At 67.1% G+C, this 13,405-nt stretch carries 16 protein-coding genes; 5 read left to right on the top strand and 11 right to left on the bottom strand.

The window, feature by feature from the left end; genetic code table 11:
- The 4 genes from BM004_RS06520 to BM004_RS06505 are packed head-to-tail and all read left to right on the top strand — an operon-like array spanning position 1 to position 2,130.
- Positions 1 to 450: an EVE domain-containing protein gene (locus tag BM004_RS06520; RefSeq protein ID WP_093125046.1), complete on the top strand. Its 450-nt coding sequence runs from the start codon at positions 1 to 3 to the stop codon at positions 448 to 450.
- 14 nt (positions 451 to 464) lie between these two features.
- Positions 465 to 914, top strand: a complete 450-nt coding sequence (locus BM004_RS06515) for a GyrI-like domain-containing protein (protein ID WP_177206369.1) — start codon at positions 465 to 467, stop codon at positions 912 to 914.
- Complete coding sequence (locus BM004_RS06510; protein ID WP_093211901.1) at positions 911 to 1,381, top strand: MGMT family protein; 471 nt, start codon at positions 911 to 913, stop codon at positions 1,379 to 1,381. The genes BM004_RS06515 and BM004_RS06510 overlap by 4 nt, the downstream gene beginning before the upstream one ends.
- Positions 1,381 to 2,130: a helix-turn-helix transcriptional regulator gene (locus BM004_RS06505; RefSeq protein ID WP_093211899.1), complete on the top strand. Its 750-nt coding sequence runs from the start codon at positions 1,381 to 1,383 to the stop codon at positions 2,128 to 2,130. The genes BM004_RS06510 and BM004_RS06505 overlap by 1 nt, the downstream gene beginning before the upstream one ends.
- 51 nt (positions 2,131 to 2,181) lie before the next feature.
- Here the strand turns inward: BM004_RS06505 and dnaB are convergent, their stop codons facing one another.
- From dnaB to ppsA, 7 genes are all read right to left on the bottom strand, one after another.
- Positions 2,182 to 3,588, bottom strand: a complete 1,407-nt coding sequence (gene dnaB, locus BM004_RS06500; RefSeq protein ID WP_093125036.1) for a replicative DNA helicase — start codon at positions 3,586 to 3,588, stop codon at positions 2,182 to 2,184.
- A 170-nt stretch (positions 3,589 to 3,758) separates the two neighbouring features.
- Positions 3,759 to 4,211: a 50S ribosomal protein L9 gene (gene rplI / locus BM004_RS06495; RefSeq protein WP_093125033.1), complete on the bottom strand. Its 453-nt coding sequence runs from the start codon at positions 4,209 to 4,211 to the stop codon at positions 3,759 to 3,761.
- Between the two features lie 12 nt (positions 4,212 to 4,223).
- Complete coding sequence (gene rpsR / locus BM004_RS06490; protein ID WP_007830781.1) at positions 4,224 to 4,505, bottom strand: 30S ribosomal protein S18; 282 nt, start codon at positions 4,503 to 4,505, stop codon at positions 4,224 to 4,226.
- 18 nt (positions 4,506 to 4,523) lie between these two features.
- On the bottom strand, positions 4,524 to 4,838 hold the full coding sequence (priB, locus tag BM004_RS06485; RefSeq protein WP_093125031.1) for a primosomal replication protein N: 315 nt from the start codon (positions 4,836 to 4,838) through the stop codon (positions 4,524 to 4,526).
- 4 nt (positions 4,839 to 4,842) lie between these two features.
- The gene (gene rpsF / locus BM004_RS06480) at positions 4,843 to 5,217 is read right to left on the bottom strand and encodes a 30S ribosomal protein S6 (protein ID WP_093125029.1); all 375 of its coding nucleotides are present in this window, start codon (positions 5,215 to 5,217) and stop codon (positions 4,843 to 4,845) included.
- A 117-nt stretch (positions 5,218 to 5,334) separates the two neighbouring features.
- Positions 5,335 to 5,844: a hypothetical protein gene (locus tag BM004_RS06475; protein WP_093211896.1), complete on the bottom strand. Its 510-nt coding sequence runs from the start codon at positions 5,842 to 5,844 to the stop codon at positions 5,335 to 5,337.
- Between the two features lie 191 nt (positions 5,845 to 6,035).
- The gene (gene ppsA / locus BM004_RS06470; protein ID WP_093125020.1) at positions 6,036 to 8,429 is read right to left on the bottom strand and encodes a phosphoenolpyruvate synthase; all 2,394 of its coding nucleotides are present in this window, start codon (positions 8,427 to 8,429) and stop codon (positions 6,036 to 6,038) included.
- A gap of 194 nt (positions 8,430 to 8,623) precedes the next feature.
- Between ppsA and BM004_RS06465 the strand changes: the two genes are divergently transcribed.
- Positions 8,624 to 9,445 carry a posphoenolpyruvate synthetase regulatory kinase/phosphorylase PpsR gene (locus tag BM004_RS06465; protein ID WP_093125018.1) on the top strand — a complete coding sequence of 274 codons (822 nt, stop codon included), beginning with the start codon at positions 8,624 to 8,626 and terminating at the stop codon, positions 9,443 to 9,445.
- A 90-nt stretch (positions 9,446 to 9,535) separates the two neighbouring features.
- On the opposite strand, the gene BM004_RS06460 is transcribed toward BM004_RS06465, so the two are convergent.
- The 4 genes from BM004_RS06460 to BM004_RS06445 are packed head-to-tail and all read right to left on the bottom strand — an operon-like array spanning position 9,536 to position 13,390.
- Positions 9,536 to 10,351, bottom strand: a complete 816-nt coding sequence (locus tag BM004_RS06460; RefSeq protein WP_093211894.1) for a heme ABC transporter ATP-binding protein — start codon at positions 10,349 to 10,351, stop codon at positions 9,536 to 9,538.
- The gene (locus tag BM004_RS06455; protein WP_093211892.1) at positions 10,348 to 11,382 is read right to left on the bottom strand and encodes a FecCD family ABC transporter permease; all 1,035 of its coding nucleotides are present in this window, start codon (positions 11,380 to 11,382) and stop codon (positions 10,348 to 10,350) included. Before BM004_RS06455 ends, BM004_RS06460 begins: the two co-directional genes overlap by 4 nt.
- Positions 11,379 to 12,284 (bottom strand): heme/hemin ABC transporter substrate-binding protein, encoded by a 906-nt coding sequence (locus BM004_RS06450; RefSeq protein WP_093125011.1) that lies wholly within the window; start codon positions 12,282 to 12,284, stop codon positions 11,379 to 11,381. Before BM004_RS06450 ends, BM004_RS06455 begins: the two co-directional genes overlap by 4 nt.
- On the bottom strand, positions 12,281 to 13,390 hold the full coding sequence (locus tag BM004_RS06445; protein ID WP_093211890.1) for a hemin-degrading factor: 1,110 nt from the start codon (positions 13,388 to 13,390) through the stop codon (positions 12,281 to 12,283). Before BM004_RS06445 ends, BM004_RS06450 begins: the two co-directional genes overlap by 4 nt.
- Between the last annotated feature and the right edge of the window lie 15 nt (positions 13,391 to 13,405).

Here is a 13,405-nt window from a genome sequence, read left to right as displayed (position 1 = left end):
ATGACGCAGCGCAACTGGATCGCCGTGGCCAGCGCCGAACACGCGCGCCGCGGCCGCGACCACCGCCCGCTCGGCTTCATGCAGGCCTGCCATGGCAAGCACGCGCCTCTCAAGCGGATTTCGGGCGGCGACCGTGTCGTCTACTACTCGCCGGCCACGGTGTTCAGCGGCACCGACAAGCTGCAGAGCTTCGTGTCGATCGGCATCGTGCAAACTGGCGCGCCCTACGAGTTCGACATGGGCAACGGCTTCGTCCCGTGGCGCCGCGACGTGGCCTACACGGGCGCGCACGAGGCGCCGATCGCGCCGTTGATCGAGCGCCTCGCCTTCATCGAGAACCCGAAGCTGTGGGGCTATAAATTCCGCTTCGGCATGTTCGACGTCGGCGACGACGACATGAAGCTGATCGCCCAGGCCATGAAGGCCGACCTGAAGACACTGGCACTTTGAAGAGAACAGAACACATGGAACCCATCCGCCAACACCACGACGCCTTCCGCGTCGCGGGCCTCACGGAACGCACCACCAACCGCGAGGAAAGCATCCCCGCAACCGCCCGGCTCGGTGCGCTGTGGGGTCGCTTCTTCGGTGAACAGACCTACGCGTCGACGCCGCACCGCAACGGCGACACCCGCATCTTCGGCGTGTACTCGGCCTACGAATCCGACGCCAACGGCGCCTTCGACGTGACGGCCGGCGTCGCAGTGACCAGCGGCGAAGGCAGCGTGGCCATCGAGGCCGGCGACTACCTCGTCTTCACCGGCCAGGGCGAGATGCCGCAGATGGTCATCGCCACCTGGCAGCGCATCTGGCAGTATTTCGAGGCGCACCCGACAATCGCGCGCCGCTACCGCAGCGATTTCGAAGCCTACGAAGGGCCCGACAAGGTGGCGATCCACATCGGAGTTGCATGAGCCTCAAGAAGAGCTGGCACGACAGGCTGGCCAGCTACCCTCACCTGCCGAGCGTCAAGGCGATTCCCGCCGCCTTGCGCCCCAGGCATGGCGAGGGCACGATCGCCACGCCGTCGCCGCGGGAAGTGGAAGCCGCCATGCGCAGCATTCCCGAGGGCCGGCTCGTCACCGTGATGGGCATCGGCCAAGACATTGCGGTGCGCCACGAGGCCACCATCGGCTGCACCGTGACCACGGCGATCTTCGCGCACATGGTCGCGCATGCGGCCGAAGAAGCACCGGCGCAGCAAGGCCGCCAGACGCCCTACTGGCGCACCCTCAAGATCGGCGGCGAACTCAACCCCAAGTACCCCGGTGGCATCGACGCGCAGATGTCCAAGCTCGAGGCCGAGGGCCACGCCGTCGTGCAGCGCGGCAAGCGCTACTTCGTCGAAGACTTCGCGAAGAAGCTCACGGGAACCCGCTGATGCGCCGCGCCGACCGCCTCTTCCAGCTCGTGCAGCTCATCCGCGGCCGCCGCCTGACCACGGCCGCCTTCCTAGCGCAGCGCCTGGAGGTGTCCGAGCGCACCGTGTACCGCGACGTGGCCGACCTGCAGCACCAGGGCGTGCCCATCGAGGGTGAGGCCGGCGTGGGCTACCGGCTGGGCGCGGGCTTCGAATTGCCGCCGCTGATGTTCACGCAGGACGAGGCTTCGGCGCTCGTGGCAGCGGCGCGGCTCGCGCAAAGCTGGGTCGATCCGGCGCTGGCGCGCGACATCGAGACAGGGCTGGGCAAGATCCTGTCGGTGCTGCCGCCGGCGGCGCGTGTGTCGGCCGAAGCGCTGGCCCTGTACGCGCCCGCGCTGGGCCTGGACCACACCCTGCGCGCGAGGCTGCAGACGTTGCGCGAGGCCGTGCAGTCGCACAACAAGCTGCGGCTGCAGTACCGCGACGTGTCGGGCGATGCCAGCGAGCGCACGGTGCGGCCGCTCGGCTGCTTCTACTGGGGGAAGGTGTGGACGCTGTCGACCTGGTGCGAACTGCGCAACGACTTCAGGGGCTTCAGGCTCGACCGCATGGATGCGATCGAACTGCTGGTGGAGCGCTTTCGCGACGAACCGGGCAAGACGCTGGCCGACATGCTGCGGCAGTTGAAAGCCGAAACCACGCACGGCAAGGTCGTGCCGCAGAACCCCGCCGACGCACCGCCCTGGAATGCCGGCGGGCCGCGCTGATTGCGCTGATTGCGCTGAGCGCGCTGAGCGCGTTGACCGCGTTGACCGCGGTCAGTATTCGTCGTTGTTGCTGTAGCCGACCAGGTTCTCGAACTTGGTGATCGGCTTCAGGAAGGCGAGCTTGATGGTGCCTGTGGGCCCGTTACGGTGTTTGCTGATGATCACCTCGGCCACGCCCGGCTCCTTCGACTCCTTGTTGTAGTAGTCGTCGCGGTAGATGAACATGATGATGTCCGCGTCCTGCTCGATGGCGCCGGACTCGCGCAAGTCGCTCATCATGGGGCGCTTGTCGGTGCGGCTTTCGACGCCGCGGCTGAGCTGCGACAGCGCGATCACCGGGCACTTCAGTTCCTTGGCCAGCATCTTCAAACCGCGCGAGATTTCGCCCACGGCCGTGGCGCGGTTTTCGTCGCCGGAGCTGCTGGTCGACATGAGCTGCAGGTAGTCGACCACGATCAGGCCCAGCCGCCCGTACTGGCGCGCAAGCCGGCGCGCATTGGCGCGAAGTTCGCTGGTCGAGAGGCCCGGCGTCTCGTCGATGTGCAGCGACACCGTGCGCAGCTTCTCGATGGCTTCGGTCAACCGCGGCCACTCTTCGTCGCTGAGCTTGCCGGTGCGCAGGTGGCCCTGGTCGATGCGGCCGATGGAGCCCACGATACGCACCGCCAGCTGGGAGGCGCCCATTTCCATGGAGAACACCGCCACCGGCAGCCCCTCTTCGAGCGCCACGTGCTCCGCGATGTTGATCGCGAGCGAGGTCTTGCCCATCGACGGACGCGCGGCCAGCACGATCATGTCGCCGGGTTGCAGGCCCGAGGTCATCTTGTCGAAGTCGTGGAAGCCGGTGCGAACGCCCGTGATGTCATTCGGGTTCTCGGCCATCTCGGTCACGCGGTCGAGCAGCTCGACCACCAGGGCGTCCATGCTCTGGAAGCCCTGCTTCATCCGCGTGCCTTCTTCGCCGATGTTGAAGATCTTCTGCTCGGCCTCGTCCAGGATCTTGTCGACCGCCTTGCCTTGCGGGTTGAAGGCGTTGGTCGCGATCTCGTCGCTGGCGGAGACGAGCTTGCGCAGGATCGAGCGCTCGCGCACGATTTCCGCGTAGCGCCGGATGTTGCTCGCGCTGGGCACGTACTGCGCCAGCGAGTTCAGGTAGACCAGTCCGCCGATGTCGTCGGCCTTGCCGAGGTTCTGCAGCTGCTCGTAGACCGTGATCACGTCGGCCGGCTTGCTGGCATTGATCAGCCCGCCGATGGCCGCGTAGATCAGCTTGTGTTCGTGGCGGTAGAAGTCGCCGTCGACCAGCAGGTCGCCCATGCGGTCCCACGCGCCGTTGTCGAGCAGCAGGCCGCCGAGCACGCTCGACTCGGCCTCGATGGAGTGAGGCGGAATGCGGAGTTGGGCAACCTGGCGATCGGCCGACGGGGCATTGTCGGCATAGGAGAAAACGGCGGACATGGACTTCCCTTGCAACCCTGCATGCTAAGCCGCGCACGCGCGTGCGTGTGTGGACAAGGTTGTGAATAAACGGTGATCTTCCAGTGCAACGGGCTGGAAAACCTGGGCACAAAAAAAGAAAAGCCGCCCGAGGGCGGCTTCTGCAGCAGCGCACAAAGCGCTGGGAGCGATCAGGCGGTTTCGCCGTAGACCGTCACGTTGATGTCGACCACCACGTCGGTGTGCAGCGCAACGCTCACGCTGCTGTCGCCAACAACCTTGATCGGGCCGTTGGGCAGGCGAACTTGCGCCTTGACAACCTTGTAGCCTTGCTTGTTCAGCTCTTCGGCGATGTCGCCGTTGGTGACCGAACCGAACAGACGGCCGTCCACGCCAGCCTTTTGCGTCAGCTTGATGGTCGTGCCACCGAGCTTTTCGCCTTGGGCTTGCGACTCGGCCAGCTTGGCGGCCGCAGCCTTTTCGAGTTCGGCGCGCTTGGCTTCGAATTCGGCCTTGTTGGCAGCGGTGGCGCGGCGGGCCAGGCCCGTCGGGATCAGGAAGTTGCGTGCGTAGCCGTCCTTGACCTTGACGATATCGCCCAGACCACCGACGTTGACAACCTTGTCCAGAAGAATGATTTGCATGTTCTCGACTCCTTAGACGCGGTGCTGGTCGCTGTACGGCACCATGGCCAGGAAGCGCGCGCGCTTGATGGCGGTGTTCAGCTGGCGTTGGTAGATCGCGCGCGTGCCGGTCAGGCGTGCGGGGATGATCTTGCCGTTTTCGCTGATGAAGTCACGCAGCGTGTCGATGTCCTTGTAGTCGATTTCTTCGACGCCAGCGACGGTGAAGCGGCAGAAGCGCTTGCGCTTGAACAGCAGCGACTGGGTGTTGCGCTTCGGGCGCTTGTCTTTGTTGAATTTCTTGAACGTGGCCATGATGGACCTCTCGAAAAATTAATCTTGCTGGAAGTCCTGCACATGCAGGACCGGATGCTTGCCGTTGCCCGGTGTGGCGAGAAAACCCTGGAAACGCCAGAGACTTCCCATCGACTGCCTTGCGAGCCGTTCGGCGATGGCGCCGAAGGCAACGGCCTTGAGGGCCGTCTTCACCTGCCGGGGTTTGCCTGCCTCCTGGAGCGTCGACTCGTGTTCGAGCTTCAGGTCGATGGCGGGCAAGCCGGCTGGCGTGTATCGCAGGACTCCGAGTTCGGCAACCGAGGCGCTCAGCAGCAGCTGATTGACCCCTGTTGCCGCAGCGGCGGCATTCACACCATCAGTTGTTGTTGGCGGCGTATTCGGCCTGCTGAGCCTTGCGGGCTTCTTCGCGCTCGACCGTCTTCATCATCGACGAAGGACCGGTGTCGGCCTTCTTCTTCTGAACGGTCAGGTGGCGCAGCACGGCGTCGTTGAACTTGAACGCGTGTTCCAGTTCGCCCATCACAGCTTGTTCAGCTTCGATGTTGACGCACAGGTAGTGAGCCTTGTTGAGCTTGTTGATCTGGTATGCCAGCTGACGGCGGCCCCAGTCTTCAACGCGGTGGATCTTGCCGCCGCCGGCCGTGATCAGGCCCTTGTAGCGCTCCAGCATGGCCGGAACTTGTTCGCTCTGATCCGGGTGGATCAGCAAAATGATTTCGTAGTGACGCATGGCACTCCTTGTGGATTCTTCCGAAGAAGAGGGAAAAGCCACCTGCAGCGTCTGGCGCAGTGTGGCAAGGCAAAGCCGGCGATTATAGCCCTGGATTTGCCATCCCGGCAAGGGTGCTCAGTCGTTGAGCGCCCTGTCCAGCGCCGCGGCCTTCTCCGGCCCGACGGCGGCCCGGATCTTCGGCGCCAGCGCCGCGAGGTCTTCGTAGCTGGTGGTGCCCTCGACCTGCAGGTTGAGCCGAAAGCCCATCAGGCCAAGGCTGCCCGTGAGCTGCGTGGCGATCGGGTAGGCGTCCTTGTAGCGCTGCTGCTTGCTGCGGCCCGAACCACCCGCTGTCCCCGCGGCTGCAGGTGCAGGCGCGGATGCGACCGCGGGTGCGGCAGGCTTCGGAATCTCGGGAACGGGCGCGACCGGCGCGGCTACAGGCTTGCCGCCCATCGGCGCCAGCACGCCCAGTTCGACCATCTGCTCGATGTCTTCCGCGGTGATGCCCATGCCCGCGGCGACCACGTCATCGACCGAGCGCTTGCCGTCGAACAGGATGAACGCCGAGCGCTGGCGCGGCGTGAGCGGCACCGAGCGGTCCTTGAGGACCTGATGGCCGACGTCTGTCTTGACAAGAATCATGCTGGTGTCCCCCGCGAGCTGCCGGGATGCGCCCCGTTAAGACACAAGTCTGACACCGGAAACGCATTTTGTTTCAATGACACCAAGCTGACACGGGAAATCCCTCCATGGGGATTCCCGCAGTGCGTCGCGCGGCGGGCGCGCGGGCTCGCCGTTTTTCCAGGTCTTCCGGCTTTTCCTGCTTTTCCGGCTCAGCGATTGGCCAGTTGCTGCCAGGTGTCGATCACGCTGTCGGGGTTCAGCGAGATCGACTCGATGCCCTGCTCCGCCAGCCACAGCGCGAAGTCCGGGTGGTCGCTGGGGCCCTGGCCGCAGATGCCGACGTACTTGCCCTGCGACTTGCAGGCCTTGATGGCGCGGCTCAGCATGGCCTTCACGGCGGGGTCGCGCTCGTCGAAGTCCGCCGCCAGCAGCTCGAGACCCGAATCGCGGTCCAGGCCCAGCGTGAGCTGGGTCAGATCGTTCGAACCGATCGAGAAGCCGTCGAAGAACTGCAGGAACTCGTCCGCCAGGATGGCGTTGCTCGGCACCTCGCACATCATGATCAGCTTGAGCTCGTTCTCGCCGCGCTTCAGGCCGTGCTCGCCCAGCAGGCCGGTCACGCGCTCGGCCTGGCCCAGCGTGCGCACGAAGGGCACCATGATCTGCACGTTGGTCAGGCCCATGTCGTTGCGCACGCGCTTGAGCGCCTCGCATTCCATGGCAAAGGCCTCGCCGAAGTCGGCGCTCAGGTAGCGCGCGGCGCCACGGAAGCCCAGCATCGGGTTTTCTTCTTCCGGCTCGTAGCGGCTGCCGCCGATCAGCTTGCGGTACTCGTTCGACTTGAAGTCCGACAGGCGCACGATCACGGGCTTGGGCCAGAACGCGGCGGCGATGGTCGCAATGCCTTCGGCGACCTTGTCGACGTAGAACGCGCGCGGCGACGCATGGCCGCGGGCCACCGACTCCACGGCCTTCTTCAGGTCGTTGTCGACGTTCGGATAGTCGAGGATGGCCTTCGGGTGCACGCCGATGTTGTTGTTGATGATGAACTCCAGGCGGGCCAGGCCCACGCCGTGGTTCGGCAGCTGCGCGAAGTCGAAGGCGAGCTGCGGGTTGCCCACGTTCATCATGATCTTCAGGTCGATCTCGGGCATCACGCCGCGCTGCACTTCGGTCACTTCGGTCTCGAGCAGGCCGTCGTAGATGAAGCCGGTGTCGCCTTCCGCGCAGCTCACGGTGACGAGCGTGCCGTCCTTCAGCAGGTCGGTGGCGTCGCCGCAGCCGACCACGGCCGGAATGCCGAGTTCGCGCGCGATGATGGCCGCGTGGCAGGTGCGCCCGCCGCGGTTGGTGACGATGGCGGCGGCGCGCTTCATCACCGGTTCCCAGTTGGGGTCGGTCATGTCGGTGACGAGCACGTCGCCGGCCTGCACCTGGTCCATTTCGCTGATGTTGTGCACCAGGCGCACGGCGCCGGTACCGATCTTCTGGCCGATGGCACGACCCTCGGCCAGCACGGCGCCCTTGCCCAGCAGCTTGTAGCGCTGCTCGGCCTTGCCCTGCTGCTGGCTCTTCACCGTCTCGGGACGGGCCTGCAGGATGTACAGATGGCCGTCGGTGCCGTCCTTGCCCCACTCGATGTCCATCGGGCGGCCGTAGTGGTCCTCGATCACCAGCGCGTACCTGGCGAGCTGCTCGACGTCGGCGTCGCTCAGCGAGTAGCGGTTGCGCTGCTCGGCCTTGACGTCGGTGGTCTTCACCAGCTTGCCGCTCGCCTTCTTCTCTTCGGGCGTGGCGAATTCCATCTGGATCAGCTTGGAACCGAGGTTGCGGCGGATCACGGCCTTCTTGCCGGCCTTCAGGGTCGGCTTGTGCACATAGAACTCGTCGGGGTTCACGGCGCCCTGCACCACCGTTTCACCCAGGCCGTAGCTCGAGGTGATGAACACCACGTCTTCGAAGCCCGATTCGGTGTCGATGGTGAACATCACGCCGGCGGCGCCGAGGTCGGAGCGCACCATGCGCTGCACGCCGGCCGACAGCGCGACCACGTCGTGCTCGAAGCCCTTGTGCACGCGGTAGCTGATGGCGCGGTCGTTGTACAGGGAGGCGAACACCTCCTTCATCTTGTGCAGCACGTCTTCGATGCCGACCACGTTCAGGAAGGTTTCCTGCTGGCCCGCGAACGAGGCGTCGGGCAGGTCTTCGGCGGTGGCCGAGGAACGCACGGCGAACGAGGCGGCCGGGTTGCCGGCGCTCAGCGTGGCAAAGGCCTCGCCGATGGCTTTCTGCAGGTCAGCGGGGAAAGGCTGGGCTTCGACCATGGCGCGGATCTCGGCGCCGGCGGTGGCCAGCGCGCGCACGTCTTCGGTGTCGAGCGCGGCCAGGCGCTTGCTGATCTTGTCGGCCAGGCCGTCATGGGCCAGGAACTGTCGGAATGCGTGGGCCGTGGTCGCGAAACCGGTCGGCACCCGCACGCCCTGGGGAAGCTGCGAAATCATCTCGCCGAGGCTGGCGTTCTTGCCGCCGACCGACTCGACGTCGGTCATTCTCAGGTTTTCAAACGGTACGACCAGGGCGGTCGCGTCGAAAAGTGCAGACATGGGGAAGCTCCAGAAGTTGAAACCGGTGCCGCATGCAGACGGCGCGGCACGATCGTTGTCGTTGCTTTGGGTGCAGTCGCGGTGTGCATGGAAAGAATTGGGGGGTTGGGAAAGCGGATTCCCGATAATGGGCCGGATTGTAGGCGTGGCAGGCCCGCACGCGCCGCAGGACAAGGCCGCAAGAACCCAAGACCATGCACACACGCACCGTTTTCTTCATATCGGACGGCACCGGCATCACGGCCGAAACATTCGGCAACGCGGTTCTCGCGCAATTCGAGATGAAGCCGCGCCATGTGCGCCTGCCCTTCACCGACACCGTCGACAAGGCCCACCAGGCGGTGCGCCAGATCAACCACACGGCGGAAGTCGAGGGGGTCCGCCCCATCGTCTTCACCACGCTGGCCAACATGGACGTGCTGGAAGTGATCGAAACCGGCTGCAAGGGCATGCTGCTGGACATGTTCGGCACCTTCGTGCGCCCGCTCGAAATCGAGCTGGCCATGAAGTCCAACCACCGCATCGGCCGCTTCAGCGACGTCAGCAAGAGCAAGGAATACAACGACCGCATTGCCGCGATCGACTTCAGCCTGCAGCACGACGACGGCCAGAGCAACCGCGACCTGCAGGGCGCCGACGTCATCTTGGTGGGCGTGAGCCGCAGCGGCAAGACGCCGACTTCGCTCTACCTGGCGATGCAGCACGGCCTGAAGGCCGCCAACTACCCGCTGATTCCCGAAGACTTCGACCGCCGCCAGCTCCCCCCGGCGCTGATGCCGCACCGCAAGAAGATCTTCGGCCTGACCATCCAGCCCGAGCGGCTCAGCGAGATCCGCAACGAACGCCGGCCGAATTCGCGCTATGCGAGCCTGGAGAACTGCCGCCACGAGGTGAGCGAGGCCGAGGCGATGATGCGGCGCGCGGGCATCCGCTGGCTCTCGACCACCACCAAGTCGATCGAGGAAATCGCGACCACGATCCTGCAGGAGCTGCGGCCCGAGCGGCTCAACTACTGAGGTTGCTGTCGTTCAGATAGCGCCCTGCGCACGACTGGCGTGCGTAGGGAGTGCGTAGGGCGTGTGTACGGCGTGTGTACGGCGGCGAAATCATCCAAAAAGATACTGCGCCGTGCCGTCCGCGCTGGTCACGCTCTGGCACGGCGTGCGCCAGACCTGCTCGATCAGTGCCGGCTGCAGCACCTCGGCGGCCGGCCCCCGGATCAGCCCGCCAGCATCGCCGCCCAGCACCACCACCTCGTCGGCATAGCGCCGCGCCAGGTTCAGGTCGTGCAGCACCGCCACCACGCCCACGCCGCGCCCGGCCCAGGCACGCAGCAGGCGCATGGCCGAATGCTGGTGCGCGAGGTCCAGCGCCGCGGTGGGCTCGTCGAGCAGCAGCCAGCGGCTCGCGCCATCGGGCCGCGGATGCCACAGCTGGGCCAATGCCCGCGCCATGTGCGCCCGCGCCTTCTCGCCGCCCGACAGCGTGTTGAGAACGCGCCCCGCCAGCGCCGAAACGTCGGTGAGCGCCATGGCCTCCTCGACGATCGCGTCCTCGTCGCACCCCGGCGCCCGGCGGTGCGGGTAGCGGCCCAGCACCACGATCTCCTGCGCGGTGAAGTCGAAGGCGACCGCGCTTTCCTGCGGCATCAGCGCCCGGCGCAGCGCCAGTGCCGGCATGCCGTGCGCCTGGAGCGGCCGGCCGTCGAGCGTCACCCTGCCCTGCGTCGGCGCGCGCTGGCCGGCCAGCACCGACAGCAGCGTCGACTTGCCGGCCCCGTTCGGCCCGAGGATGGCCGTCACCTTGCCCGCGGCCAGCGCAATGGAGGCACCGACGAGCAGCGTCTTCTCGCCGATGCGCACCTCGACATCGGCACACGACAGCGCCGTCGCATCGCGAGGCGAACCTGATTGCGTCGTCATATGCGCCCCTTGAACCGCCGCAGCATCCAGAGAAACATCGGCACGCCGATGAACGCCGTGAGCACGCCCAGCGGCAGCTCGACCGGCGCCATCGCCGTGCGCGCCACCGTGTCGGCCGCGAGCACCAGCGCGGCGCCCAGCAGCGCCGAGGCCGGCAGCACCACGCGGTGATCGGGCCCGGCGACCATGCGCACCCAGTGCGGCGCGATCAGCCCGATGAAACCGATGATCCCGGTCGTCGCCGTCACCGCCCCCACGGCCACGGCCGTGACGACGATGGCGCGGCGCTTGATGCGTTCGACGTCCACGCCGAGCAGCGCCGCCTGCGCCTCGCCCAGCGCAATGGCGTTCAGCGGCGCGGCCAGCGATCGCGCGGCCAGGCAAGCCAGCAGCACCGCCGCGGCCACCAGCAGCACCGCGCTCCAGCGCGCCCCGCCCAGGCTGCCGAGCAGCCAGAACTGCAGGCTGCGCAGTTGCTCGTCGGTCGCCATCACGCTGAGAAAGCCGAGCCCCGCGCCCGCCAGCGCATTGACCGCGATGCCGGCCAGCAGCATCAGCGCCATGCGCGTGCCGCCCTCGCTGCGCGAGAGGCTGTAGATCAGCAAGGTCACCGAGAGCCCGCCGCCGAAGGCCATGAGCACCAGCGTCCAGCTGCCGAGCGTGCGCGGCAGCGAAGGCCACAGCGTCGCGCCCAGGATGATGGTCACGCCCGCGGCCAACGCGGCACCGCTGCTGATGCCCACCAGGCCAGGGTCGGCCAGCGGGTTGCGAAACAGCCCCTGCATCAGCGTGCCCGCCATGCCGAGCCCCGCGCCCGCCGCCACGCCGAGCACCAGGCGCGGCAGGCGGATGTTGAGAAACACCAGGTGCTCGGGCGACTTGTCGGCGCCGTGGCCCAGCGTCATCAGCACCTTCCACAGTTGCGGCAGGCTGATGGCATAGGCGCCCGACACCGCGCCCAGAATGAACACCGCGACGAGCAGCAGCGCACTGCCGCCCAGCACGGCCCGCGCGGAAAACCGCTGGCTCATGCCACCGCTGCCAGGAACTTCTCGTGCAGTTCGGCAATGGCCGCCGGCGTGCGCGGGCCGAAGCCCAGCAGCAGCAAGGCGTCCTGCGTGACCAGGCTGCGCTTTTTGAAGGCCGGCGTGAGCGCCAGTTCGGGCCGTTGCCAGAACCTGTCGACGCCGCCGTGGGCCTCGATGCTTTGCGTGCTCGTGAGAATGACGTCGGGCGCGGCGCTGGCCATGGCCTCTGCCGTCATCGGCCGGTAGCCCTGGAAGCCGCCGAGCGCGTTCACGCCGCCCGCGAAACCGATCACCGAGTGCGCGGCGGTCTTCTCGCCCGACACCTGCGGGCTGGCGCTGTGCGACAGCACGAACAGCACGCGCGGGGTGCGCACCTTGCGCGCCCTTGAATCGGCCACGCGCTGCTGCACCCGGGCCCACTCGGCGTCGAGCCTGGCCTGCAGTTCGCGCGCCTGCGCCTCGCGCGCGGCGGCGCGGCCCACGGCCTGCACCTTGCGCTGCACCTCGCCCCAGCTGTGGTCGGCCTCGATGATCTCGACCTTCACGCCCGCGCTGCGAACCTGGTCGAGCACCACGCTCGGGCCCGATTCATTGGTGGCGATGATCGCGTCCGGCTTGAGCGACAGCAGGCCCTCGGCCGACAGCTGGCGCATGTAGCCCACCTTGGGCGTGGCGCGCGCGGCGGCCGGGTACAGGCTGGTGGTGTCTGTGCCGACCAGTTGCCCTTCGGCGCCCAGCAGGTAGACCACCTCGGTGATCGCGCCGCTGACGGTCACGAGCTTCGGCAGCTTCGCGTCCTGCGCGAACAGCGGCAGCGCGGCGGCGCCGAGCGACGAGGCGCCGATCAGGCGCAGCACGTCGCGGCGTTGCGGCAGGCGGCGGGCGATGTGGTGAAAGGCGGTCATGGCGCGGGTGTGGTGGATTGAAGGCGCGGCAGCTCGCGCACGATGTGGCGCCACGGCTCCAGCTCCGGCGTGCCGGGCTTGCGCGCGCCGAAGAACATGGCCATCAGCTCGCCGGTATGGTCGAAGGCTTCGACCGAGGTGACGACGCCGTCGCTGGTCGGCTTCTCGACGATCCACACGCTGGCGATGCGGTCTTCGCGCAGGTGCAGGTTGAAGCCCGGGTCGAGCACGTTGAGCCAGCGGATCGGCGGTGCGTTCTCGTCGGCGCCGCGCATCTCCATCGGCTCGATGCGCACCACGGGGCCGGAGTGGATCTGGATGCAGCCCGGGCTGCCGACGAACACCATGATCGGCGTGCCGTCGAACGAGGCTTCCTGCAGCAGCGCGCGGATGGCGCCGAGCTCGGCGCGCTGCGTGAACTCGCCCTCGGTCAGGCGAAAGCTCTGCTGGCGCTCCACGTTGAACTTGTTGAGCAGGCCGAAGAACTCGTGCGTGTCCTTCATGCCGCGCCAGGCCTCGGCGAGACCCGCGGCATCGACGGCGCCGTCCTCGCGCGGCGCGGCCTTGTCCTGCGCTGCGACGAACGCCACGGGCCCGGCTTCTTCGCCGGTCGCGGTGTAGGTGTCGATGACCGACTGGAACGCATCGCGGTCGGTGGCGTCGCGCACGAAGATCTTGTGCACGGCCACGCCCTGCGCGTTGAAGAACTGCAGGCTCAGCGACGGTAGCACGCCCGGGTTGGCTGCCGCCTCGCTCACCGCGAAGCCCGCATGCCAGCGGCTGAAGAACAGGCGCAGGTCGATGGCCTCGCCCAGCGCGATGCCCATCGCGCCGCTGCCCGAGACCTTCTCGTAGACCCCGGTCTTCTCGTGCACCGTGGTCTCGTTGCGCGTGAGCGCGAGCACGGGGCCGCACAGCTCCAGCGCCTGCAGCAGTTCGACCCAGGGGCCGCGCAGCCGCGTGGCGCGCAAGGCCTTGTCATGCGTGCCGGTGTGCGCGGCCGCGGCCGCGCCCTCGGACAGGCCCATGGCCGCGGCGGCGTCCTTGTGGCGCATGCCCTTGGCGCGCAATGCGGCGAATCGGTCTCGGATGTCTTGGGCGTTCATCGGTTTTCCTTGGTG

It is taken from the genome of Variovorax sp. OK212, from assembly GCF_900112425.1.
In the GTDB taxonomy this organism is placed as follows: Bacteria; Pseudomonadota; Gammaproteobacteria; order Burkholderiales; family Burkholderiaceae_C; genus Variovorax.
This window is presented reverse-complemented; position numbering and strand designations above follow the sequence as displayed.

Bases quoted from the DNA above. Each gene is read 5' to 3' on its own strand.
- BM004_RS06520 (WP_093125046.1), top strand. From the start codon at position 1: ATGACGCAGCGCAACTGGATCGCCGTGGCCAGCGCCGAACACGCGCGC.
- BM004_RS06515 (WP_177206369.1), top strand. From the start codon at position 465: ATGGAACCCATCCGCCAACACCACGACGCCTTCCGCGTCGCGGGCCTC.
- BM004_RS06510 (WP_093211901.1), top strand. From the start codon at position 911: ATGAGCCTCAAGAAGAGCTGGCACGACAGGCTGGCCAGCTACCCTCAC.
- BM004_RS06505 (WP_093211899.1), top strand. From the start codon at position 1,381: ATGCGCCGCGCCGACCGCCTCTTCCAGCTCGTGCAGCTCATCCGCGGC.
- dnaB (WP_093125036.1), bottom strand. From the start codon at position 3,588: ATGTCCGCCGTTTTCTCCTATGCCGACAATGCCCCGTCGGCCGATCGC.
- rplI (WP_093125033.1), bottom strand. From the start codon at position 4,211: ATGCAAATCATTCTTCTGGACAAGGTTGTCAACGTCGGTGGTCTGGGC.
- rpsR (WP_007830781.1), bottom strand. From the start codon at position 4,505: ATGGCCACGTTCAAGAAATTCAACAAAGACAAGCGCCCGAAGCGCAAC.
- rpsF (WP_093125029.1), bottom strand. From the start codon at position 5,217: ATGCGTCACTACGAAATCATTTTGCTGATCCACCCGGATCAGAGCGAA.
- BM004_RS06475 (WP_093211896.1), bottom strand. From the start codon at position 5,844: ATGATTCTTGTCAAGACAGACGTCGGCCATCAGGTCCTCAAGGACCGC.
- ppsA (WP_093125020.1), bottom strand. From the start codon at position 8,429: ATGTCTGCACTTTTCGACGCGACCGCCCTGGTCGTACCGTTTGAAAAC.
- BM004_RS06465 (WP_093125018.1), top strand. From the start codon at position 8,624: ATGCACACACGCACCGTTTTCTTCATATCGGACGGCACCGGCATCACG.
- BM004_RS06460 (WP_093211894.1), bottom strand. From the start codon at position 10,351: ATGACGACGCAATCAGGTTCGCCTCGCGATGCGACGGCGCTGTCGTGT.
- BM004_RS06455 (WP_093211892.1), bottom strand. From the start codon at position 11,382: ATGAGCCAGCGGTTTTCCGCGCGGGCCGTGCTGGGCGGCAGTGCGCTG.
- BM004_RS06450 (WP_093125011.1), bottom strand. From the start codon at position 12,284: ATGACCGCCTTTCACCACATCGCCCGCCGCCTGCCGCAACGCCGCGAC.
- BM004_RS06445 (WP_093211890.1), bottom strand. From the start codon at position 13,390: ATGAACGCCCAAGACATCCGAGACCGATTCGCCGCATTGCGCGCCAAG.